This window comes from Compostibacillus humi (assembly GCF_014637175.1).
GTDB lineage: Bacteria > Bacillota > Bacilli > Bacillales > Amphibacillaceae > Oceanobacillus > Oceanobacillus humi.
This window is the reverse complement of sequence record NZ_BMEV01000035.1, coordinates 1-24245: the sequence shown is the minus strand read 5'-3', so window position 1 is coordinate 24245 and position 24245 is coordinate 1. Positions and strand designations below refer to the sequence as shown.

General features: G+C 40.8%; 27 protein-coding genes. 2 read left to right on the top strand and 25 right to left on the bottom strand.

The genetic code is table 11. From position 1 onward, the window contains the following. Nucleotides 1-52: 52 nt before the first annotated feature. From IEV18_RS10180 to IEV18_RS10145, 8 genes are all read right to left on the bottom strand, one after another. Nucleotides 53-715 carry a TetR/AcrR family transcriptional regulator gene (locus IEV18_RS10180; protein ID WP_188392276.1) on the bottom strand — a complete coding sequence of 221 codons (663 nt, stop codon included), beginning with the start codon at nt 713-715 and terminating at the stop codon, nt 53-55. Between the two features lie 22 nt (nt 716-737). Then, nucleotides 738-1763 (bottom strand): ABC transporter permease, encoded by a 1026-nt coding sequence (locus IEV18_RS10175; protein WP_188392275.1) that lies wholly within the window; start codon nt 1761-1763, stop codon nt 738-740. Next, complete coding sequence (locus tag IEV18_RS10170) at nt 1760-2479, bottom strand: ABC transporter ATP-binding protein (protein WP_373281910.1); 720 nt, start codon at nt 2477-2479, stop codon at nt 1760-1762. The genes IEV18_RS10175 and IEV18_RS10170 overlap by 4 nt, the downstream gene beginning before the upstream one ends. Nucleotides 2480-2624: 145 nt before the next feature. Then, nucleotides 2625-4280, bottom strand: a complete 1656-nt coding sequence (dacB, locus tag IEV18_RS10165; RefSeq protein WP_229733624.1) for a D-alanyl-D-alanine carboxypeptidase/D-alanyl-D-alanine endopeptidase — start codon at nt 4278-4280, stop codon at nt 2625-2627. A gap of 183 nt (nt 4281-4463) precedes the next feature. Further along, a complete protein-coding gene (dnaB, locus tag IEV18_RS10160; protein ID WP_188392273.1) occupies nt 4464-5840 on the bottom strand; it encodes a replicative DNA helicase in 1377 nt (458 codons plus the stop codon). A 94-nt stretch (nt 5841-5934) separates the two neighbouring features. Continuing rightward, nucleotides 5935-6384, bottom strand: a complete 450-nt coding sequence (rplI, locus tag IEV18_RS10155) for a 50S ribosomal protein L9 (protein WP_188392272.1) — start codon at nt 6382-6384, stop codon at nt 5935-5937. Continuing rightward, nucleotides 6385-8352: a DHH family phosphoesterase gene (locus tag IEV18_RS10150; RefSeq protein WP_188392271.1), complete on the bottom strand. Its 1968-nt coding sequence runs from the start codon at nt 8350-8352 to the stop codon at nt 6385-6387. It lies immediately after the preceding gene. A 36-nt stretch (nt 8353-8388) separates the two neighbouring features. Then, nucleotides 8389-9333, bottom strand: coding sequence for a YybS family protein (locus tag IEV18_RS10145; protein WP_188392270.1), 945 nt, complete (start codon nt 9331-9333; stop codon nt 8389-8391). 239 nt (nt 9334-9572) lie between these two features. Between IEV18_RS10145 and IEV18_RS10140 the strand changes: the two genes are divergently transcribed. Continuing rightward, nucleotides 9573-10082 carry a DUF1189 family protein gene (locus tag IEV18_RS10140; protein WP_188392269.1) on the top strand — a complete coding sequence of 170 codons (510 nt, stop codon included), beginning with the start codon at nt 9573-9575 and terminating at the stop codon, nt 10080-10082. 17 nt (nt 10083-10099) lie between these two features. On the opposite strand, the gene rpsR is transcribed toward IEV18_RS10140, so the two are convergent. From rpsR to IEV18_RS10110, 6 genes are all read right to left on the bottom strand, one after another. Beyond that, nucleotides 10100-10330 carry a 30S ribosomal protein S18 gene (rpsR, locus tag IEV18_RS10135; RefSeq protein ID WP_188392268.1) on the bottom strand — a complete coding sequence of 77 codons (231 nt, stop codon included), beginning with the start codon at nt 10328-10330 and terminating at the stop codon, nt 10100-10102. 66 nt (nt 10331-10396) lie between these two features. Next, nucleotides 10397-10876 carry a single-stranded DNA-binding protein gene (ssb, locus tag IEV18_RS10130; RefSeq protein WP_188392267.1) on the bottom strand — a complete coding sequence of 160 codons (480 nt, stop codon included), beginning with the start codon at nt 10874-10876 and terminating at the stop codon, nt 10397-10399. Between the two features lie 15 nt (nt 10877-10891). Then, the gene (gene rpsF, locus IEV18_RS10125) at nt 10892-11182 is read right to left on the bottom strand and encodes a 30S ribosomal protein S6 (protein WP_188392266.1); all 291 of its coding nucleotides are present in this window, start codon (nt 11180-11182) and stop codon (nt 10892-10894) included. Between the two features lie 149 nt (nt 11183-11331). Continuing rightward, nucleotides 11332-12432, bottom strand: a complete 1101-nt coding sequence (ychF, locus tag IEV18_RS10120; RefSeq protein ID WP_188392265.1) for a redox-regulated ATPase YchF — start codon at nt 12430-12432, stop codon at nt 11332-11334. 172 nt (nt 12433-12604) lie between these two features. After that, nucleotides 12605-12802 (bottom strand): DUF951 domain-containing protein, encoded by a 198-nt coding sequence (locus tag IEV18_RS10115; RefSeq protein ID WP_188392264.1) that lies wholly within the window; start codon nt 12800-12802, stop codon nt 12605-12607. Between the two features lie 93 nt (nt 12803-12895). After that, nucleotides 12896-13906 carry a YkvI family membrane protein gene (locus tag IEV18_RS10110; protein WP_188392263.1) on the bottom strand — a complete coding sequence of 337 codons (1011 nt, stop codon included), beginning with the start codon at nt 13904-13906 and terminating at the stop codon, nt 12896-12898. Nucleotides 13907-13992: 86 nt separating this feature from the next. On the opposite strand from IEV18_RS10110, the gene yyaC reads away from it, so the two are divergent. Then, a complete protein-coding gene (yyaC, locus tag IEV18_RS10105; RefSeq protein WP_188392262.1) occupies nt 13993-14616 on the top strand; it encodes a spore protease YyaC in 624 nt (207 codons plus the stop codon). A gap of 19 nt (nt 14617-14635) precedes the next feature. Here yyaC and IEV18_RS10100 read toward each other — a convergent pair whose 3' ends face one another. The 11 genes from IEV18_RS10100 to IEV18_RS10050 all read right to left on the bottom strand — a co-directional run. After that, entirely contained in the window at nt 14636-15244 is a 609-nt protein-coding gene (locus IEV18_RS10100) for a transporter (RefSeq protein WP_188392261.1), read from the bottom strand. A 106-nt stretch (nt 15245-15350) separates the two neighbouring features. Continuing rightward, entirely contained in the window at nt 15351-16058 is a 708-nt protein-coding gene (locus tag IEV18_RS10095) for a DUF554 domain-containing protein (protein WP_188392260.1), read from the bottom strand. Between the two features lie 169 nt (nt 16059-16227). After that, a complete protein-coding gene (locus IEV18_RS10090) occupies nt 16228-17082 on the bottom strand; it encodes a ParB/RepB/Spo0J family partition protein (RefSeq protein WP_308421564.1) in 855 nt (284 codons plus the stop codon). Next, on the bottom strand, nt 17063-17836 hold the full coding sequence (locus IEV18_RS10085; protein ID WP_188392259.1) for a ParA family protein: 774 nt from the start codon (nt 17834-17836) through the stop codon (nt 17063-17065). Before IEV18_RS10085 ends, IEV18_RS10090 begins: the two co-directional genes overlap by 20 nt. A gap of 166 nt (nt 17837-18002) precedes the next feature. Further along, entirely contained in the window at nt 18003-18851 is an 849-nt protein-coding gene (gene noc / locus IEV18_RS10080; RefSeq protein WP_188392285.1) for a nucleoid occlusion protein, read from the bottom strand. Nucleotides 18852-19107: 256 nt separating this feature from the next. Continuing rightward, nucleotides 19108-19824 (bottom strand): 16S rRNA (guanine(527)-N(7))-methyltransferase RsmG, encoded by a 717-nt coding sequence (gene rsmG, locus IEV18_RS10075; protein ID WP_188392258.1) that lies wholly within the window; start codon nt 19822-19824, stop codon nt 19108-19110. A gap of 19 nt (nt 19825-19843) precedes the next feature. Beyond that, nucleotides 19844-21730: a tRNA uridine-5-carboxymethylaminomethyl(34) synthesis enzyme MnmG gene (gene mnmG, locus IEV18_RS10070; RefSeq protein ID WP_188392257.1), complete on the bottom strand. Its 1887-nt coding sequence runs from the start codon at nt 21728-21730 to the stop codon at nt 19844-19846. Nucleotides 21731-21776: 46 nt separating this feature from the next. Further along, nucleotides 21777-23153, bottom strand: a complete 1377-nt coding sequence (mnmE, locus tag IEV18_RS10065; RefSeq protein ID WP_188392284.1) for a tRNA uridine-5-carboxymethylaminomethyl(34) synthesis GTPase MnmE — start codon at nt 23151-23153, stop codon at nt 21777-21779. Nucleotides 23154-23355: 202 nt separating this feature from the next. Next, on the bottom strand, nt 23356-23586 hold the full coding sequence (locus IEV18_RS10060; protein WP_188392256.1) for a YozQ family protein: 231 nt from the start codon (nt 23584-23586) through the stop codon (nt 23356-23358). A gap of 3 nt (nt 23587-23589) precedes the next feature. Then, nucleotides 23590-23928, bottom strand: coding sequence for a hypothetical protein (locus IEV18_RS10055; protein WP_188392255.1), 339 nt, complete (start codon nt 23926-23928; stop codon nt 23590-23592). 152 nt (nt 23929-24080) lie between these two features. Then, nucleotides 24081-24245, bottom strand: a 165-nt coding sequence (locus IEV18_RS10050; RefSeq protein ID WP_188392254.1) for a transposase, incomplete at its 5' end; no start/stop codon positions are given.

Here is a 24245-nt window from a genome sequence, read left to right as displayed (position 1 = left end):
CTGCCGTAAGCAAAGTTAAAAAATAAAAAGCATGGGAGGATACTCCACATGCTTAGTCATTCCCTTTTAGCCCGTTTCTAATAAATTGAATGGTATATTCGATTTCCTTTTCATCATCCCATGTATAGTCGGGCAAAATGATGAATCGGGTAACGAGGAATCCTAATATCGTGCTAATCGTTAAGCGCAGCATCGTCTCGGCAGGAAATGCAGCCAAATTCTCGGTCTTGCGAAAATGTTCCACTGCCATTTTATACCTTGGCATTACTTTCTCCACGAATACTTGTTTAAACGTTTCCTGAATTTCGGAATGGTAAGCAATTTCCTGTAAAAGGATTTTAATCAAAGGTACGTTATTTTTTACAAATTCATAGCGGTTTTTAATCAGCTTCCTTAACAGCCCATCCATCGTATCCAAATTTTCCTTTTGGAAAATTTCGTTGAGAAATTTTTCTGCCAAAAATGGAACAGCAAATTTATAAATGACCGGAAGTACAATCGAAATTAGCAAATCTTTTTTCGTTTTATAATGACGGAAAATCGTCCCCTCAGCCACTCCTGCCCGTTTCGCGATTTCGTTGGTGGATGCGGCTGCGAATCCTTTCTCCGAAAAAACTTCGATAGCAGCCTGAACAATTTTCGCTTGTTTTGGCGTCAATTCCTTTTCGGTAATATCCAACAGCTCGATAAGCCAATCTTTTTCCTGCTGTTCCATTTTCATCTCCTCCTAACTACAGTTATAGCCGACGATGCTTCTTTAATGCAAGAATATTGAGGACAAAAAATACAATTGCAAACCCGAAGATAACAAATAAGTCGATCCAAATATCCCATATGTTATTTCCTTTAATCATAATTTCCTTCATTGCATCCGCGCCATAAGTAAGGGGCATAAATTTGCTTATTATTTGTATCCACCGGTCCAGCGTATCTAGCGGAAACAACCCGGAGAAAAATACTTGCGGCAAGATGACCAACGGGATGAACTGCATCATTTGGAATTCATTATTTGCAAATGCGGAAAGAAACGTAGCCAGCGTTAATGCGGTAATTGCCAAAAGCAACGTAACGATGAGCAATTGCCAAAAGTCCCCTGCCATCCAAATGTCTAATACGTAAACGGAATAAACTAGAATAATTACCGATTGAATAACAGTAAAAAGCCCAAATCCAAGCAGATACCCGGTTACAATTTCCCAGCGCCGAATAGGGGTGGAAAGGAGTTTTTCCAGCGTCCCTTGAGTCCGTTCCCTCAAAAAGGAAATTCCTCCTAAAATAAAGACGAAGAAAAAGACTAAAAAGGCAACTAATACAGATCCGACCTGGTCAAAAATGTTTATATCCTCTGAGCCGTAGTAATAGGAGATATTCGGCTCGCCCATTCCTTCCTTGTTTAGAGACTTCAATATGTCCTGAACATTTTTCAGCACCGCTCCATTTGCTGTTGGATTGCTTCCTTCAAGGATAATCGATAATTCCATGTTTTCAAACGTAATAAAAGCATCCAATTCCCCGTCCTGAAATTTGGCATTCGCTTCCGTTTCGGACATTTCCTCAATTTCTCCCGAAAATTGGGAGTGAAAGATCTCTTCAATAAACGGAGGAAGAGTATCATAGGCAACAGCAGGTTCATATTCGTTTCCGTCTAACACGAGCCAGATCAATGTCAATACGAGTAGCGGAGCAATAAATAACAAGGCGAAGGACCGTTTGTCCCGTAAAAATTGCTTAATAATCCGTATGACAATCGCACTTATTCTCATAGATTTCCACCTCCGTAGGCTAAAAAGACATCCTCCAAGGACGAAACGCGGAGTTTTTCCTTTAATCTTTCCGGTGTATCACACGCGATAATCCGGCCGTCCCGAAGCATCGCCAAGCGGTCACACTTTTCCGCCTCATCCATTACGTGGGTAGTGACAATAATCGTCATCCCGTCTTCTTTTAACTTGCGAAGTTCGCTCCAGATGGATTGCCTGAGGACCGGATCAATGCCGACGGTTGGTTCGTCTAAGATTAATAGTTTTGGCTGGTGTAATAGGGCAATAGATAAGGATAACCGCCGTTTCATTCCACCGGAAAATTGGTTTATCGTTTTATTTGCATGATCAGATAAACCGACCACCTTCAGCACATTGTCTATCCTTTCTCTCTGCATCTGTTTTTTTAACCGATAAATTTGGGCAAAAAATTGCAAATTTTCTTTTGCCGAAAGCTCCGAATACAGTGCATCTGCCTGGGCCATATAACCGATATCGGTCAGCAGTTCTAAAGACGGCACCGCTTTTCCGCTGATAACGATTTCCCCCTGAGTAGCTTCTAAAATACCGACAATCAATTTCACCAGCGTCGTTTTCCCCGCTCCGGAAGGACCTAACAGCCCGAAAATTTCACCCTCTTGAATTAATAAATTTACATTGTCTAGCACTTTTTCCTTGCCAAAGGAATGGGAAACATTCTTTACATGAATGATTGCCACTTCATTCACTTCCTTTCATTACGTGAGCGATTACTCACTTTTATTTAAACTTAAGGAAAGGGAATTGTAAAGTGAGTAATCACTCATAGCTGGCTTTAATAATAAAATAGAAAAAATCTCCCGTTTCCGGGAGATTTGCTTTCATCTACGGCAGGCGGTATTCCGCCAATGTCGTTACAATTTCATCCTGAATCGAAGTAACCGAACCGTTAATGTAGTTGTTATTTAAAATGGAGAATATCAGTTTTTCTCCTTCCACCGTGTTCACATAGCCGGACAATGTACTAACGCTTGTTAATGAACCGGTCTTCGCCATGACATTGCCCTTAACCGGCTCTTTTGTCATTCGGTTTCTTAGCGTACCGCCAACCATCCGATCGGATATCCCCGCCACCGGCAGCGAAGATTCAAATACCGAATACCAGCTCTTCTCCTGTACCGTATAAAGCAGCTCGGTTAAGTCGCTGGCAGGAATATAGGTTTTATGAGACATTCCCGATCCGTCTCTCAGCAATATATCATCTTCATCGACGCCCAGCTGTACTGCTACATCAGCAATTACATCCAGCCCTTTATCCCAGCTTCCATCTCCATGGACGACTCGTCCCATTTCTTTCGTTAGCGTTTCCCCATGTCCGTTATTGCTCAGCTTCATGAACGGAATAAGCAAGTCCTTTAATTCCATTGAGGATCTGGAAGCTAGTAAACTTGAATCTTTTGGCGCCTTCCCAAATTCCGTACCGTCTCTGCCGACAAATTTTATCCCTTGCTCCTCCAGTGATTTTTTAAATACATCGAGAGCATAGCCTGTCGGTTCCCAGACAGATACCCAGGAGCGGGACATCGAACCGTTGACCGGCATCGTTCCTTCAATGATAATATTATTTGTGCCATGTTCCCGTTCAATCGATATGCTCTTTGCCGTTCCTGCCGGAGCCATCTCTGTATTATTGACGATGTTGACGTAATCCGTTTCAGGTGTAAGCGAAACCTTTGCCTTCTTGCCTTTTTCATCCGGCGTTACTTCGACAATGACTGTACCGGCATCATAATCTTCGTTCGGAGAAAGGGTCAAGGCAGAAACTTGAGCGCCGGTATAAAAAGGTTCATCGGACCAGTTTAAATCTTGGGACAGCCGGACATCATCATACCACGTATCATCGCCAATTAATTTCCCTCTGACAATTTTTATCCCGTTATTTTTCAGTTCCTTCGCAAAGGAATCCAAATCCTCTTTCATTAATGTCGGATCTCCTTTGCCGACTAAATACAGATTTCCATGGAGGACCGGCCCCTTTTGCTCCCCGTCAGTACGAACTTCTGTCGTAAATTGATAATTTGCACCGAGAGTTTCTAAAGCTGCGGCTGCTGTTAAAATTTTCATATTGGAAGCTGGATGCAGCTGGATATCTCCATTATGGCTGTAAATTTCCTCTCCCGAGCTTGCCTTTCGCACACTTATTCCGGTAATTGCACCGTCTAACCGCTCATTTTCAAGAATTGCTTCGATCTGTTCTTCAAGGGGATTCGCTTCCGTTTCTTCGTCATTTGTTTCTGCCTCCGCTTCTTCTTGCGTTTCTTCTGTTGCTTCCGGCGTCTCCTCTACTTCTTCCGGATTCTCCTCTTCTACCACCTCATCCGTTGTTTCTTCCTGTTCATCCGTATTTTGTTCCGTCTCCTCTATTGCTTCATCATCTGCAGAGGTAAAGGACATTTCACTTCCTCTATCTGCTGTTACGAGCAAAGTAGAAAAAATGAATAAAGAGATAATAACCGCCATCAGTTCCTTGCTTTTTTTCAATCTAGCAACCCCTTTTCCTATTAAAACTATTTTATTATTTTGATTATATATAATTAATAGAATATTTTTAATAGATTTTCATATAATTCGTCCCATTATCCTATCAGAAATTTAAATATAGGTATTCATATATAGAACGAGATTCTGTCAAAGGCCGAAAAAAACAGCCTGATTACAGGCTGTCTATGATACCGGTGCTGGCTCCGGAGGAATATCGCTTTCCTGATAGCGATGGTCCAAATCTACGAACTTATTATATTCTTTAACAAAGGCTAGTTCCACGGTCCCAACAGGACCGTTACGCTGTTTGGCGATAATAATTTCGATAATATTCTGTTTCTCCGTTTCTTTATTGTAGTAATCGTCCCGGTATAAAAACCCGACAATGTCCGCATCCTGCTCAATACTTCCGGATTCCCTCAAGTCGGACATCATTGGCCGTTTATCCTGACGGGATTCTACTCCACGGGACAGCTGGGACAGTGCGATTAAAGGGACATTTAATTCCCTGGCTAGCGCTTTTAAGGAACGGGAAATTTCCGATACTTCCTGCTGTCTGTTTTCCCGCGAGCTCGGACTACCTTGTATTAGCTGCAAGTAATCAATCAGAATCATACCTAATCCATGTTCCTGCTGCAGACGGCGGCATTTTGAGCGGATTTCGCTGACACGAATTCCTGGGGAGTCATCGATAAAGATGCCGGCATTCGATAGGGAACCCATTGCCATCGTTAATTTTCCCCAATCTTCCGGCTCCAGCTGGCCATTTCTTAATCGGGTTGCATCAATATTTCCTTCAGCACAGAGCATCCGCTGCACGAGTTGTTCCGCACCCATTTCCAAACTGAAAATAGCCACGTTTGTGTCCGAATTTACGGCAACATTTTGCGCCACGTTTAAGGCAAAGGCGGTTTTCCCGACCGAAGGACGGGCAGCAATAATGATTAAATCATTCGGCTGGAAACCGGAAGTAATTCGGTCAAGATCTTTAAATCCGGTTGGAACACCGGTGATATCGCTATTATTGCGGTGCAATTGTTCAATATTGTCAAATACATCAATTAAAACATCTTTAATCGATTTGAAATCTGACGTTCGCTTGCGGCTGGAAACTTCCAGAATGCTTTTTTCCGCATCGTTAAGGACGTCTTCCACTTCATCTTCCCGCTCAAAGCTGGACGTTACAATGTCAGTGGCAGTCCGGATTAATCGGCGAAGTACAGATTTTTCCTCAACAATTTTGCAGTAATACTCGATGTTTGCAGCTGTCGGTACACTCTCTGCCAGTTGGGTCAAGTAGGAAACCCCGCCCACTTCATCCAATTGCTTCGCATCATTTAGGAAAGAAGTGACGGTTACAACATCAATCGGTTCCCCGCGGTCCGAGAGTTTCATCATTGCAGCAAAAATTCTTTGATGGCTGACACGATAGAAATCTTCAGGAACAAGCAATTCAGAAGCAGCAGAAAAAGCAGACGGTTCCAAAAAAATGGCACCTAAAACCGATTGCTCAGCTTCTATATTGTGCGGCGGTATACGGTCGTTCCATGTTTCGCTCATCTTTCCTCTCCTCTTGCTGCCTAGGCAGTATTCATTTCCAATGATTGAACAGAAGAAATCGGCTTAATGCCGATTTCTTTTTTTCTCATCTTCTTTATTTTTCTTCCACAACATGTACTTTAATGGTACCGGAAACTTCCGGATGGAGTTTTACCGGAACATTCGTATATCCTAAAGCGCGTATCGGCTGTTCCAATTCCATTTTCCTTCTATCCACTTTGTATCCGTGCTGTTTTGCCAACGTATCTGCAATTTGTTTGCTCGTGATGGAGCCGAATAATCTTCCTCCGTCACCGGCTTTCGCTTTAATCTCCACCGTAATTTTTTCTAAAGTTTCCTTCAATTGGATAGCTTCTCCTTTTTCCTTTTGCTCCAGCTCGGCATTTTTCCGCTTTCTTGCTTCCCACGCTTTTAAATTCGCAGGGGTTGCTTCCTCGGCAAGGTTATTTTTCAGCAAATAGTTTCGGGCATAGCCATCGGAAACGTTTTTTACCTCGCCTTTTTTCCCTTTCCCTTTCACATCTTTCAGAAATATTACTTTCATCTATTCTTCTCTCCCTTCCCAATATTTTTGGATTATTGCTTTTAATCTTGCTTCAGCTTCATCGATTGTTATATTTTCTATTTGGGTTGCCGCATTCGTTAAATGTCCTCCGCCATCCAATTCTTCCATAATAATTTGGACGTTGATTTTCCCGAGGGACCGGGCACTGATTCCTATTCTTCCATCCTCCCTTTCGGAGATGACAAAGGATGCTTCGATACCTGTTAAAGTGAGCAACGTATCAGCTGCCTGGGCTATTAAAACCGGGCTTAAACTGGTCCCCGGATCTCCTTTGGCGATGGCAATTTGATTATAATAGATTTGCGCCTTCTCAATTAACTTGCTGCGCTTAATATATAAATCCAAATCTTCCTTCATGAATTGCTGGACTAATACCGTATCCGCGCCTTTAGAGCGCAAAAAGGAAGCTGCATCAAATGTCCTTGAGCCGGTGCGCAACGTAAAACTTTTCGTATCAACGATAATTCCAGCGAGCAGTGCTGTTGCTTCCAGCATGGAAAGTTTCAATGTTTTCGGCTGATATTCTAACAATTCGGTAACGAGCTCTGCGGTAGACGATGCATATGGCTCCATATAGACGAGGGTAGGATTGTCGATAAACTCCTCCCCGCGCCGATGGTGGTCAATAATGACTTTATAGTCAGTCATTTCCAGCAGTTTCTCGTTTGCGGCCATCGAAGGCTTGTGGGTATCGACTACGACAACTAAGCTTTGACTTGTGATGATTTCTTCCGCTTCGCCGGGTTCTATAAAGGACTGCCATAATTCTTCCTTTCGTTTTATCGACTCTACTAAGCGCTGGACACCTTTATCGATATCATCCTGGTCAAAGACAATATACCCGTTTACATCATTCGCCTTGGCAATATTTAAAATGCCAATGGCAGAACCGATGGAATCCATATCCGGCGCCTTATGACCCATAATGATTACTTTATCGCTTGCTTTAACAAGTTCTGTTAAAGCATGGGAAATAACCCGGGCCCGAACTCGGGTCCGTTTTTCCATAGGATTCGTTTTTCCGCCATAAAAACGGACTTTTCCGTTTTCCTCTTTAATCGCGACTTGATCTCCGCCGCGGCCAAGGGCAAGGTCCAGGCTCGATTGGGCTAATTCCCCTAAAACAGGCAATGGAACGTTGCCATTCCCTATTCCGATACTTAGCGTAATCGGATTATTTTGTTCACCGCTGTATTCCCTCACTACATCTAATATATCAAATTTTGCCTTCTCTAACTGCTGTAAAATTTTCCTAGTGCCGACAGCGAGAAAACGGGCTTGGGAAGTCCGTTTCAAATATAAACCGTATTCATTTGCCCAATTGCTTAAGATGGAGGTGACTTCCGAGTTTAATTGACTCTTTGCTGTGTCATCCATTGTCTTAGTAATTTCTTCATAATTATCCAGATAAATTATGGCGAGCACTGTCTGATCATCTTCATAGCGATTTTGCAATTCTACCTGTTTTGTTCGATCAAGGAAATATAGCAGCCGCTCGTCTTTTTTAATTAGCGTTAAAAATTTGTTTTCGCCTAAGTCAACCCAGACCTCTTCCTTATTTTCCTTAATCATCGGAATAATATCTTCGGATAATACGTTGAGCGATTCGCCGACCAGGGATTCTTCACTGTATTGATTCATATATGGATTTGCCCAGTCAATTTTATAATGGTCATTGTATAGTATAATTCCGAAGGGCATTTCCAGGAGGGCTTCTTCACCTACTCTTTTTATCCGGTGGGAAAGGGAAGATATATACGCCTCTGTCTGATCAATTCTTGATTTCTCTTTACGAACCGTATAAAAAAAGGAAAGGATTAGCGGAATGGTCATAATAAGACCAACGATCCACTGAAAAATCCATAATAAGACCAACAAAATAATTGCTAGGCCATATATCAGCTGAATATGGCTGTTTAATGCTGGTTTATTTTGAATATCTGACATTACATTCAGCTCCTAATTATCGTCCCTGGAATTCCTTTATTTTCGCTTCTCCACGTAATCCCTTAATCGGAATCCAATATCAATGATACCAAGAATTCTTACAAATGTAAGGAATAGCCAAGGCATCAGGAATACGAGGACAATGCTTAAAACCGGTATCGCCTTCGACATGTTTTTATGATGGGCATAGTAGAAAATAAATGAGAGCCCTTGGACAACTAATAGCATACCGATAAGTATTAATAAATTTTGTATTGGCTGGTACAAAAAGTTTCCTTGATCATTAATAAAAAATGAAAATAGCAAAACAGCCAAGTAAATCCAAATGATGGATACCGGAAATTGCAGCGTACGGAAAGGCGGAAAGTGAAAGTTTTTCCGATCGATCCGATTGACTGCTTTATATCCAATCCACTGACTGAGAAAGGCTAGAACAGCTGCCAATATTAACAATAAAGCAGGTACAAGCTGAATAACGTAGTCCGCCTGCAGTTCCATTAACTCCATCATTTGTTTTGTTTCTGCTCCCATGCCGAATTGTTCAAACATGGAAGCGCTAATTTCAATCGATTCTGCTAGCATTTCCCGAATGCTTTCCGTCCAGTTCACTCCTAACAGCAGCTGGGTAATGACGTATAATCCTAAAATGCCAACGATAAAACCAAGCACTCCCCTTGCTAATGTTTCATAGGCCGAATACCGTTTATGCATACCATGGCCAATCAAAATTCCGCCAATACCCGCAACGAGTGTAACTGGCAATGAAAAAACCGACAGGATGAACGCTGCCAGAATACATGATGCGAGAAACATTACGAATCCGTTTTTCCAATCATGTCTATATGTATATACGATAAAAGGGACCGGCAATAAAAATATAAGGAAAGTGCTTAACACCGGAGCAAACATCCAAATAAACAATAATACGATGAAAACTGCTAAAAATATTGCTCCATCTGTAATCCTTTTCGTTGAATTCATAGTACACCTCGTTACGCTTTAGATGTATTCACTATACTTAATATATGATAACATGATTTTAATTGAAACGGTGTCGATACATGTAGAATATCGATTTCCCAGGTAATAAATACCGAATATTAGATTGAATGTCAAATAATGTCGGATTTATTTCAATTTGTTTTCACAGCTTTATCGTAAACCATCCGTTATAATTGAAGTTAAGCTGATTAAAAAGAAAATAATAGGAGTCCTTTACGATGATTTTTTGGAATGTGTTCAAAAACAGTGTGCGCTTGCCGAGCAAAAAAGCGATGTTTGCATTAAACAGGGTTGGTTTGCATATTGCAATTATATATCTTTTTATTTTATTGGCCCTCGTTTCCCTGCCGTCTGTTGTCGGCTACGTAACGAATCCAGACGCTTTTGCCGATATAAATATCATTTTTGCAATTGTTTACTTTTTTATCTTTTATTATCTCCCAATGAACATTTTAGTATTTCTCGGTTTATCCATAATTGCCTATATCGGTTCATGGACGGCAAAATGGATGAACCGGAAGCTTCACTACTCTCTTCTTTGGAAAATGAGTGCCTTTACGGTTACATTGCCATTATTGCTATATAGTGGCGCTGCCTTTATTTTTCCGGTGGCAGACGGGTATATCGCCCTTAGTTTTCTATATTCTTTCACTTTGCTTATTATCATGATTTCCCATTATCCAAAAAGAAGGATAAAAGGAAAAACCTCTAAGTCTAAAGCGGATTAGACTTAGAGGTTTTCACATTAATCAGCAACGTAAGGCAATAATGCCATTTGGCGAGCGCGTTTAATCGCTTTTGTCAATTTACGTTGGTATTTTGCAGAAGTTCCAGTTACCCGGCGAGGTAAGATTTTACCACGCTCGGAAATAAAACGTCTGAGCAATTCCACGTCTTTGTAGTCGATGTGGGTAATTCCGTTTGCAGTAAAGTAACATACTTTCCGGCGTTTTGCACGTCCACGGCGAGCTGCCATACATATCCCTCCTTCATTCTTTTTATAAAAGACGTTCATTGTTTATTTATAAAATGAAACATTATTTTAAAACGGCAAATCATCGTCCGAAATATCAATCGGTTCTCCATTGTCTTTAAATGGATCTTCCGACACCGGACTTTCATCAGCTGGAAATACAGGTTGGTTCTGATTTTGACCTTGCTGGAATCCTGATGCAAACGGCTGTCCTCCGCCAGAAGCAGAACTTTTCGATTCTAAAAACTGAATAGATTCAGCAACTACTTCGGTAACATAAACCGTTCGGCCATCTTGGGCTTCATAGGTCCGTGTCTGAATCCGCCCATCCACACCAATCATGTTGCCTTTTTTCATGAAGTTGGCGAGATTTTCTGCCTGTCTGCGCCATACGACACAGTTAATAAAATCCGCTTCCCGTTTTCCCTGCTGGTTCGTAAAGGGACGATTTACGGCAATGGTAAAATTCGCTACGGCAACTCCGTTCGGTGTATAACGTAATTCAGGATCCCTCGTCAGTCTGCCAACTAATACGACACGATTCAACATCAGAACCACTCCTTATTATTGATCGTCTTCTCGAATTGCAATGTGACGAATAATATCATCACTAAACTTCGCTTGGCGATCAAATTCGTTTACCGCTTTTTCGTCACCGCTAAAGTTAATGACTACATAATATCCATCACGATACTTTTGAATTTCATAAGCAAGGCGTCGCTTGCCCATTTCATTCACTTTTTCAATTTCCGCCCCGTTATCGGTTAAAATTTTGTTGAAACGCTCGATTAAATTGTTTTGCGCTTCTTCCTCCATGTCCGGGCGGATGATATACATGATTTCATACTTTCTCATCCGTTACACCTCCTTTTGGTCTTAGCGGCTCTTATTGTTTCATAAGAGCAAGGAGCAATCATTATAATTACTCACGATGTGATATTATACCAAAAAACTCTCAACTTAACAAGCATTCGAGAAATCCGATTTACGTTTTCCTGCACCGATTACACATTAAAGCGGAAATGCATGACATCGCCGTCTTGAACGATATAATCTTTTCCTTCCAGACGCACTTTTCCTAACTCTCGGGCCCTTGTCATCGATCCTGCAGCGACCAGATCTTCATAAGACACTGTTTCTGCACGAATAAATCCCCGTTCAAAGTCAGAGTGGATTATTCCTGCTGCTTGCGGTGCTTTCATACCTTGTTTAAAGGTCCATGCCCTCACCTCTTGCTCGCCGGCAGTAAAATACGTCGCCAATCCTAATAAATGGTATGATGCACGAATCAATTGGTCCAGTCCCGACTCGCGAATCCCGAGTTCCTGTAAAAACATTTCCTTTTCTTCAGCATCCAATTCAGCAATCTCTTCTTCAATTTTGGCACAGATGACAATGACTTCCGCGTTTTCGTTTGCTGCGTACTCCTTTACTTTTTGTACATTCGGGTTTTCCTCCGGATTGCTGACTTCTTCTTCACCGACATTGGCTACATACAAAATCGGTTTATAGGTTAATAAGTGCAATCCTTTGACGATTTTTTCCTGTTCTTCGGTAAACTCCAAAACTCGCGCCGGCTTTTCCTCTTCCAGCCCTTCCTTAAGTTTCGCCAGTACTTGGAATTCGGCTACCGCATCTTTATCCTTTTGCCTTGCCAGTTTCTCCACCCGCTGATACCGTTTATTCACCGTTTCCAAATCAGCCAAAATCAATTCTAAATTTATTACATCAATGTCTTCAATCGGGTCAACTTTTCCGGCTACATGGGTAATATTTTGATCTTCAAAACAGCGTACAACATGGCAAATGGCATCAACTTGGCGAATATGGGAAAGAAATTGGTTGCCGAGCCCTTCTCCTTTGCTTGCACCTTTGACAATACCGGCAATATCGGTAAACTCAAAAGTCGTTGGTACCGTTTTTTTCGGCTTCACCAGTTCTGTTAATTTATTTAGCCGTTCATCTGGCACTTCCACTATTCCCACATTCGGATCAATGGTGGCAAAGGGATAGTTGGCAGCTTCTGCTCCTGCTTGTGTTATTGCATTAAAAAGTGTAGATTTTCCTACGTTTGGCAGTCCGACAATTCCTGCTGTTAGGGCCATCGTTTATTTCCTCCTCTTGACTATCTGCAGTCCGATTCTTTGTTTTCATTATAGATAGGTATAAATAAAAAGACAAATTCCAAAAAAATAAAAATAGGCACAGAAAACCTACCTATTTTTTAAATTTCACTTTATAGGATTTTCCATTTTTCCCTATATTTTTCTGCAAAATTTATATTTCTGCCTTTTCGACTACTTTTTTCATTTTTTTCTCAAATTCCCGCCGCGGCATTAACACGCTATGGTCACATCCTAAACATTTAATGCGTATATCCATTCCCATACGTATGATTCGCCACCGGTTTTCTCCGCATGGATGGGGTTTTTTCATTTGTACGATATCATGTAAAGCAAATTCCTTTTCTGCCATCTGACACCATCTCCTTTTCTACTATTATATCTAATTTTCTATGAAAAAGTGACTTAAGATATTTTTGAATCTTCCCTCTATTTGCGTTTGTAATTATTTCTCTCTCCACCACGGATATAATATTAAACGGGTTAATACATATAAATTTAACATCCCGTATAGCGGATATAGAAACTTTATTAAAGTAGAAAATCCAATTGTAGTTAACGGAATCATCAAAACGATGAGTATGATGACGATGATGATTAACGGTTTATTAATCCACGGCCTGATTCTCGTTGCCATACCTAATAATCCGGAAGCTGCTGTGGTAAAAATGGCAAACCAGAGCATAATGGACATAAAGAGCAGAATTTCAAAGGGATAATGTTTCAGTATTGCAAATAGCGGAATTTCATATATTAATATATCATCGGCAATGCGAATCAAACTATTATTATAAATAAACGTCAGGACACCCAGTATAACCCCGCTGCCAAAGGAGGCGGCGATAATTTCCGCCTTTGTTTTCACTTGGTTGCCTATCGCTCCTAAGACAGCTACTAAAGGCAATATGTTTAATGAAGTAAACGGAAATGCCGCCAGCCAGTTATGCTGCTCATGGAGATGGGAAAAGAGACTCAGTTCCTGATCACGAATAAATAGTAATAAGATGAATATTAAGCCGCCGATTAATATTGGCATGATAAACTGATTTACAGATAATAACCCTTGAATATCTCTGATAAATAATAATACGAGGGCAAAAACCGTAAAGATAATTCCCCACCAATAAGATATCTGGAATGCTTGTCCAGTTGCACCGCTGCCGGCTATCATTACAACGGTCGTCGTAAAGAGATATACGAAAATCATCGCATCATAGAAAGGAGCGATACGGGGTCCGACTATTTCATGCAATACCGGAAAGTAGTTGGAAGAGCGGTGTTTAAAACTTAGTTCCATAATTACCATACAGCAAAAGGAAAACAGAATGGTAAACAATAAGATAGCCAGTCCGCTTCCATGTCCGAAAAACTGCCATAATTCCCTTCCTGATGCATATCCGGCCCCTATTGTTGTACCTAAAATTAAAAAGATCCACTTTAGACTAGCTCTGACCATGTAATTTTTCCTCCATTTTATAAATTGATGTATACATTTTTCAAATTATCCGTATACTATACCAATATGTTTATGGAGGAAAAGCTATGAATGGAAAGAACCGTTTTGGAGCGATACATGACCAATTTCGCATGCCTTATACCGATCCAAACATCCATCAGGTGATGGGCGAAAAAATTGTTTCCTGGCTTCCCGATATTCCCCGGGAATATGTGGTCGTATGTATCGGCACCGACCGTTCTACTGGCGATGCATTAGGCCCATTAACCGGAACGTTTTTAGAAGACCTGCGGCTTAAACATTTATCGGTGTATGGCACCTTGCACGACCCGGTACATGCAACGAATTTGCAGGAGAAGCTGGATTTAATTTACGAAAAGCATCGCCGGCCATTTATCATTGCCATTGATGCCTGTTTAGGTAAAAACAGTTCCATTGGTTATGTGATTGCAGCAAAAGGACCGTTAAAACCTGGGGCTGCTTTAAATAAAACGCTGCCCGAAATTGGTGATTTGCATATTACTGGTGTAGTTAATATTAGCGGTTTTATGGAATATTCAGTGCTGCAAAACACACGGCTTTCCGTTGTGATGGATATGGCTAAGAAAATCGCTTTCATTATGGAAAATATTGACCGTTCTTTAACGTACAGTTATTCCATTGCCTCCGTTGTAAACAAAGATAACTTGCAAAGAAAACGAACCATTTAATGGTTCGGAATAATAGGGCCTAATGTTTTTGCTTTGCTTTTTTATACCATTGTTCACTTTTCGTAAATATCCATTGTAAAGCGAACCCTTGTATAATAATCCCAATAATCGATGTGACAGTTAAAAGGAAAACAGAAATCGGATCGGTAATTACGAATATATTTCGGCCAAAAAAGAATAACTGTCCAAAGACTACTAAGAGGGCACCGGGCAAATCCGGAACAGATTCCTCTATGTTCAAGATAATCACTGCTTCTGTCAATTGATATGCCAGCAGAAAGATTACGATTCCGCGAAATGACCGATCTGTAAGTTTATCTCTCCACGGAGCGATATAATGTTTTGCGATCGTTTTGACACGGAATAAATAAATGACCCGTACGATTCTCGCTGTTTGAAAAAATTGATCAAAAGGAATAATTGCAAGCACAAGAAATGGGTTTTCTTTTATAAAGGCCCATTTACTTTCTGCCCGGTATAATCTTTGCATAAAATCGACGAAAAATACAGCCCATACGATGATATTAATATAATTATTGTATAAAACATCATTCCAAACGGTCATTACAGTGAGAACAACAAGTATTAGCATCATTATTTCGTATAATTTGCCGGCTATTTGACGCATACATCCCCTCCTCATCACCCGATAAATATGAGTGTATTTTTGGATAATGAAGAATGCAGCTTTCTGTGCTGTTTTCCATGACAAAATAAATACTTGAATGGGAGTATTATAAAATAAGCAAATAGATGTAATAGATGATTACTACCGTCAATATCGAAGGCAATAAATTTCCGATTCGAATTTGCATTAGTTTTAGCAAATTGAGACCAATTGCAACGATAAGCAATCCCCCTACCGCTGTTACTTCCACAATCAATCCGCTTAACACCGACTCTGGTATCCATTTGTCAATTTGCGTAGCAAATATGGCGATAGTTCCCTGATAAACTACGACCGGGAAGACGGATAAAATAACACCGAATCCTAACGTGGACGTCAATACGATGCTTGTAAATCCGTCAATAATTCCTTTTGTAATTAATACCCCATGGTCTCCGCGAATTCCTGAGTCCAGCGCCCCGATAATACCCATGGCACCGATGCAAAAGATTAAAGAAGCGGTGACGAATCCTTGGGCAATGCTGTTTTCATTTCCCTTGGTTCGGAATTTGCTGCCAATCCAGTTCCCGAGACGATTAAGCCCTTCTTCAATTCGGAAAAACTCCCCAATAATCGCCCCGGTTAAAAGACTGATTAAGACGATAATGATTTGGTTTGTAGCAAAAGCCATCTGCAATCCGATTAAGATGACCGCCAGCCCAATTCCATGCATCACTGTTTCTTTATATCTTTCTGGTATTTTCGTGAAAACCAACCCTAACAAGCTTCCGACTATAATTAATACTCCATTGATAATCGTACCAAATAAAGCCATATCTGTTCCCTCTTTTTCTCCCATGTTAAATTGTATGTCTTCTCTTAAACTATAAATTTTTGAAACAACGATTATTACAAATATAATGATTCTATAAGAAAAAAGCAATGATTAAAAATAAAACAGCCGAATGTTTCACGTGAAACATTCGGCAAATCAATTCATCCTTTTAGTTTTCCAGTAACTCTATAATCCGATCTAAATCGTCATCATTGTAAAATTCAATTTCGATTTTGCCTTTCCTTTTCCCCCGCTGAATTGTTACAGCTGTTCCGAGACGTTCCCGCAAAAACGATTCCCGTTCTTGCAAAAATACATCTTTCTTAGGCTTTTCTTTCTTTTCCTTCCGTTTCTCATTCCATTCCTGAATAAGTTTTTCAACCTGTCTGACATTCAGGCTTTCTTTACGTATTTTTTCAACTAACGGAAAAAGCTTGTTTTTGTCTTTCAAACCTAATAAAGCTCGTCCATGTCCCATCGATAGTTCCCCGTTATTAATATAGGCAACCACTTGTTCCGGCAAGGATAACAGGCGGACCATATTGGCGATATGGGACCGGCTTTTACCAAGACGTTTTGACAATTCTTCCTGGGTCAGTTTTAGTTCTTTCATTAATCTCGAATAGGCATGCGCTTCCTCGATTGGCGTTAAATCTTCCCGCTGCAGATTTTCCAGCAAGGCTATTTCCATCATTTTTTCATCTGTTAATTCTTTTACTATCGCCGGAATCGTAGTAAGTCCTGCTTCCTTTGCAGCCCGGTATCTGCGCTCTCCAACAACGATTTCATATCCTTTGATGCTTTTGCGAACGACGATTGGCTGAATAATTCCGTGTTCGAGAATAGATACTTTTAATTCTTCGATAGCATCTGCATGAAAAGTTTTTCTCGGCTGGTATGGATTTGGTCGACATTCGCTAATTGCGATTTCCTGAACTTCATCACTTTCATCCGTATTCCCGGGAAAATAAGCATTGAGACCTTTTCCGATTTCATCTAGCCCTTTACCCAACCCTCTCGCCACTTTCCATCACTTCCTTCGCTAAATCAAGATAAACTTCCGCACCTTTTGATTTTGGGTCATAAATGATGATCGGCTGACCATGACTCGGTGCCTCTCCTAATCTTACATTTCTAGGAATGATTGATTTATACACTCGATCCTGAAAATACTTTTTCACTTCCTGAATGACTTGTAATCCAAGATTTGTCCGGGCATCGAGCATTGTTAGAAGGACACCTTCAATCATTAAAGACTTATTTAAATGTTTTTGAACAAGGCGAATCGTATTTAACAATTGGCTAAGCCCTTCCAGCGCATAATATTCACATTGTACCGGGATGATGACCGTGTCTGATGCGGTTAATGCATTCAGCGTCAAGAGCCCTAAAGACGGAGGACAATCAATAATAATATAATCGTATTCATCTTTTAAACTGTCCAACGCTTTTTTTAGTCGTATTTCCCTTGAAATAATCGGTACTAATTCGATTTCTGCGCCGGACAATTGAATGGTCGCCGGAATTAAATCAAGATTCTCCACATTGGTGGAGATAATGACATTCTGAACAGGAATATCTTCTACTAAGACGTTATATACGCATTGGTCCACATCGGCTTTGCTCACTCCGACACCGCTCGTTGCATTTCCTTGCGGATCCACATCTACTAATAGTACTTTTTGTCCCAAATATGCTAGACATGCACTTAAATTAACAGATGAAGTTGTTTTCCCTACGCCTCCCTTTTGGTTGGCGATGGATATTATCTTCCCCATGTTGACACCTTCCTAAATGATATACCTACTATTTTATCATTAAATGAAGTTATATAACTATTATTTTCCCTTTTTCCATCAACTGCTAATAAATGAGCCATAATGCGAAAGAAAGGAAAACCCATCTTGGCAGGACTGGAAGATGGGTTGTTGGCGTAAAGTCTATTCATTTCTTTTTTGGTATTTTCACGGTAATTTGATAAAAATCTTCAAATTCCTTTTCATCTGATTCAACATTTATACCGGTTTTTGTAATCATGCTTAATGACTGACGAATCGTATTCATTGCAATGCGGACATCTTTATTAATCCCTTTTAACTTCGGACGTTTTTTCTTTTCTTTCTTTTCATACAGCTTTGCAATCCGTTCCTCCGTCTGTTTTACATTCAGGTGATTTTCAATAATTTCTTCCATTAATATTAATTGCATTTCTGGTTCTTTCACCTGAATCAAAGCCCGTGCATGTCTTTCCGTTATCTTTCTTTCCATTAAGGCATCTTGAATTTCTTTCGGAAGTTTTAACAGCCTTAACTTGTTCGCAATGGTCGATTGGTTTTTTCCAAGCCGCTGGGCCAATGCTTCCTGAGTTAACGAATGCATTTCTAGCAATTTCGCATAAGCGTAGGCTTCTTCAATCGGGGTCAGTTCTTCTCGCTGTAAGTTTTCAATCAGCGCAACGGATGCTGTTTCGGTATCAGTAAAATCACGAATAATTGCAGGTACAGTTTCCCATTGTAATAATTGGACAGCTCTCCATCTGCGCTCCCCTGCGATGATTTCGTATTTGTCTTCATCCAGCTTGCGAACAACAATCGGCTGGATCATCCCATGGGTGCGAATCGTTTGTGCCAATTCTTTTATTTTTTCTTCGTGAAAGATTGTCCGGGGCTGATAACGGTTAGGAACAATTTTTTGGACCGGTATTTGTATCACTTCATCAGGACGATAACTCTTTTCATCCTCTGCAGGGATTTTTTCCCCCAAACCAAAAAAACGATTAAAAGGATGCACTATAATTAACACCACCTTTAAATATAAAAAACTATTGTTTCACGTGAAACATTTCTAACATCTATGTATTTATCAACTGGGCATCCTACCTTGCCCGTTCGTAATTCTCACAATCTATTAAACCATAATAAAAAAGCTGCAGTATCAAATACTGAGCATTTCGAAGCAGTTACTCTCATCTTACCATATTTAGATAAAAAATAGAATAAATTAAAGTCACTTTCCTATTCTAGTACAAATAAAAAAGGCTGGTCGCCTTTTATTCAATCGGATTTCGATTTGGCGTACCAGCCTTTCGCGGATAACTTTTTGGGGTATTTTTTGTTTTGCGAATGACAATAATGGACCGCTCGCTTTCCTCTTTTGGAAGGGTAAAAGTATGAATATCTTCCACTTTGCCTCCAAGAATGGAAATAGCCTTCTTTGCTTTCTCCAGCTCTTCTTTTCCTTGGGATCCTTTCATGGCAATAAATCGTCCTTCTTTTTTGACGAGCGGAAGGCATAGTTCACTAAGTACAGACATTCTCGCCACCGCTCTCGCCGTTACAACGTCAAATGATTCCCGAAAATCCCGGTTTTTCCCGAAGGTTTCTGCCCGGTCGTGGAAAAACTGAACCTGTTCGAGCTGTAATTGTTCTGCCAGATGTTCAAGGAAGCCGATTCGTTTTTGTAATGAATCAACAATCGTTACACGGAGATTAGGAAAACAGATTTTTAAAGGGATGCTTGGAAATCCAGCCCCCGCTCCTACATCACATAAGCTAGTTTCCTTTGTAAAATCAGTATAGAAAGAAACGGTGATGCTATCGTAAAAATGTTTCAGAAAAACTTCTTCTCTGTCTGTAATTGATGTCAAGTTCATTTTCTTATTCCATTCCACGAGCAATTCGTAATACGTATGGAACTGGTCCAGCTGTTTTGTTGTCAATTCTATTCCCTTTTCCTGCAGCGATTGTTGGAAAACAGTCGGATTCATTGGCTTTTCTCCTCTAGTATTAATTTGCCGTACGGGCAATATTCCCCTGCTCAATATATACGAGCAGTATCGATATATCTGCCGGGTTTACTCCGGAAATCCGCGACGCTTGGCCGACGGATAGAGGGCGGATTTTTTTCAGCTTTTCCCTTGCCTCGGTGGCTAGGCCAGGAATGGCATCATAATCAATATCTTCAGGAATCTTTTTGTCCTCCATTTTTAGCATCCGTTCCACTTGTTCCTTCGCCTTTTTAATATATCCTTCGTATTTCACTTGAATTTCCACTTGTTCCTTCACTTCATCGGTTAATGCATCGTTTTTTTCGATGATTTTTTCGATATCGGCATACCCTAATTCCGGACGTTTCAGTAGATCATACACCTTTATTGCTTCTTTTAAAGGGGAAGCGCCTGCTTCATTCAACATTTGCTGGACTTCCTCTGTCGGTTTGATGACAATCTTGTTCAGGCGCCGCTTTTCTTCTTCAATCAGATGCTTTTTTTCTGTAAACCGGCGATATCGTTCTTCGTTGATTAGTCCGACTTCATAACCGATTTCGGTCAGGCGCAAATCTGCATTATCATGGCGCAATAACAAGCGGTACTCCGCCCGGGAAGTAAGCAAGCGATATGGTTCATTCGTTCCTTTCGTAACAAGGTCATCGATTAACACGCCGATATAGGCCTGGGAACGGTCCAAAATAATCGGTTCTTTTCCTTGTACTTTACGGGCAGCATTGATTCCGGCCATAATCCCCTGACCGGCAGCTTCTTCATAGCCGCTCGTTCCGTTTATTTGTCCGGCCGTAAAAAGTCCGGATATTTTTTTCAATTCTAATGACGGCCATAACTGGGTCGGTACGACAGCGTCATACTCAATGGCATAGCCTGGCCGCATAATTTCTGCATTCTCTAATCCGGGAATGCTTTTAATCATTTCGTGCTGTACCGATTCTGGAAGGGAAGTGGAAAGCCCTTGCACATAGACTTCTTCCGTATTTCGCCCTTCTGGCTCCAAAAATATTTGATGCCGCGGTTTATCATGGAAACGGACAATTTTGTCCTCAATGGACGGACAGTAACGCGGACCAGTCCCCCGCTTCATCCCAGAATACATAGCAGATAGTCCTAAATTATCGTTAATTACCTGGTGAGTCGTTTCATTCGTATACGTGAGCCAGCAAGGAATTTGATCTGTAATAAATTCCGTTGTTTCATAGGAAAAAGCACGGGCTTCTTCGTCCCCTGGCTGAATTTCTGTTTTGGAATAATCGATCGTTTGGCTTTTTACCCGCGGCGGAGTTCCCGTTTTAAACCGGACGAGTTGAATTCCCAGTTCTTCCAAGTTTTTCGATAGATTAATGGACGGGCGCTGATTGTTTGGACCGCTTTCGTACTCCAAATCTCCCATTAAAATTTTTCCGCGCAAATATGTTCCAGTCGTAATTATCACAGCTTTCCCGTAATAGGCTGCATGGGTTTCCGTAATAACCCCTTTACAAACCCCGTCTTCGACAATTAGCTTTTCCACCATCGCTTGCCGAATCGTTAAGTTTTCTTCATTTTCGATAACCTTTTTCATTTCGTTGCTGTAAAGGGCTTTATCAGCTTGGGCCCGCAATGCTTGCACCGCAGGTCCTTTTCGTGTATTGAGCATGCGCATTTGTATATATGTCTTATCGATTACCTTTGCCATTACTCCGCCAAGCGCATCCACTTCCCGAACGACAATACCCTTTGCAGGGCCGCCGATCGATGGATTACAAGGCATGTAGGCAATCGTATCCAAATTGAGGGTGAGCATCAATGTTTTCGCTCCCATACGGGCAGCTGCAACACCAGCTTCCACCCCTGCATGGCCTGCACCAATGACGATCACATCATATTGCCCTGCATTGTATGTCACGTTCGTTCATCCTTTCTAACTTTTCTAATAGTGTTTCCAGAAAAAATTATTTTCCTAAACAGAACTGGGAAAATAACTGGTCGATTAATGCATCGCTCGCTGTATCCCCGATAATTTCCCCTAAAAATTCCCACGTCCTCGTCACATCAATCTGAATGACATCGAGGGGCATGCCAAGTTCAATCGCTTCCATCGCATCTTCTAACGCTTTGGCAGCCTTTTTCAGCAGCTGGATATGCCGAACATTGGAAACATAGGTGAGATCCCCAGATTCAATCTCTCCGGCAAAAAATATATTGCGAATAGCTTCTTCCAACTGCTCTACCCCTTCTTCTCTTACTAGCGAGGTAGCTATCACCGGCTTTTCCCCGGCAAGCTCTCTTACTTCATCCATATTCAATTTTTGTTCTAAATCCGTTTTATTGACAATGACGATATATTCCAAGCCTTTTACTGCTTCAAACAAGTTTCTGTCTTCATCCGATAGCGGTTCATTGTAATTAAGGACGAGTAAAATTAAGTCAGACTCTTTTAATACTTTTCGTGACCGTTCTACCCCGATTTTTTCAACAATATCTTCGGTTTCACGAATACCCGCCGTATCCACTAAACGGAGAGGAACACCTTTCACATTGACATATTCTTCGATAATATCCCGGGTTGTGCCTGGTATATCCGTTACAATTGCTTTATTTTCCTGAACAAGGGTATTCATTAGGGAAGATTTTCCGACATTCGGGCGGCCGATAATTGCCGTCGCCAGCCCTTCCCGAAGAATTTTCCCTTGTTTAGCGACACTTAACAGCTTTTGGATTTCTTCATGCACTTCCTTCGTTTTCTTTCGCATCATTTCATGGGACATTTCTTCCACATCATCATACTCGGGATAATCTATATTCACTTCCACATGGGCTACAGTTTCCAGCAAATCTTGACGCAGCCGCTGAATTAGGGAAGATAGTCTTCCGTCCATCTGCTTTAAAGCTACATTCATTGCTTTATCCGTTTTCGCACGAATTAAGTCCATTACCGCTTCGGCCTGGGACAAATCAATCCGGCCATTCAGAAATGCCCGCTTAGTAAATTCTCCTGGTTCAGCAATTCTGGCACCTTGGTCGAGGACAATTTGCAATACTCGGTTTACTGCAACCATTCCACCATGACAATTAATTTCCACAACATCTTCCCGTGTAAATGTTTTCGGTGCACGCATGACGGAAACCATCACTTCATCGGCAACTTCCTCCGATTCCGGGTCAATGATTTTCCCATAGTGAATCGTATGGGACTCAACCTCATGCAAATTCTTGCCGGTAAAAATAGTTGCTGCAATCGAAATTGCTTCCGGTCCGCTGAGACGGACAATGGCGATTGCTCCTTCTCCTATTGGTGTAGATATTGCTGTAATTGTATCTGTTTCCATCATTTTGTCACCTCCAGCCGCGTTACTTTTTATTTTATCCACATGTGAACAAGTAAAACATCACTAACAAATTAGAATAGCATAAATCGGTTAAAAAATAAAGAATCGGATACTTATCCACAGTGGATAAATATTTGGGGTAATGGAAAGAAAAATATAAAAAGACTCTCCTATAGCGGAAAGTCTTTCAAAATTAAAATATTTATCGTTTATTCTTTGACCCAGGTAATTTTCGCGGGATGCCTTCCGTTTCGAAATCGTCCCGCTCATTGTTCGTTTCCTTCCGATCAACCGTCCCTTCCATATAAGTATCGGAAACCTGTTCATGGGTAATTGCCATACCTTTTGAAAGCTGATCATCACTGTAATAATCAGAGTACTGATACGTTTTTTCCGCTACCGTTTCAGCCTTTTCACGGCTTTTTTTCTCCATGGATTATGACTCCTTCCCTTCTCGAAAAAAGTGCAAAATATTTTCCAAATCAGCTGCCAGCCGGTCCACTTCCTGCTCTTTTAACAAAATCGGGATTTGATCATTAATCGTCACCATACAAGTATCTTTATGCTGCAGCACATAGTCATATAACGTCTGTACTTGTTCAGCGGACAAGTTTGTCCCTGTCGTCATGCTTTTTACCTGTGTCACATACATGTTTTCCAACTGCGGATCAATTTCGCCGCTAAAGATGGAACCGGAGAAATACATAAGCTTCCCTCTTTCTGTAAGCTGATTGGAATTATTATTAGTATTCTTTTTCTCCTGTTTATCATACATTTTTCTGCCATCCATCATTTAAGGAAATAAAAAAAAGGTTCTATGTCAAATGTTGGGGTTAAGGCTACCGCGCTTACGCTTGGTGGCCTCTTCCTTTATTGGTGAAATAAATTTCACCAATAAAGGAAGAGGAGTAAAAGGAAACTGTCTTCCTAACCCACATGAACTCCAATTTCTTTATACTTGTGCGATAGTAATATTCGAGCACGGGAACGTCTAAAGTTTCTAAATCCAAACGCATTCCGTTTCATGACTTTCGTGTGGTTATTAATCCCTTCTAAAAATCCATTTGAATATCCATATACAAAGCTGTTTAA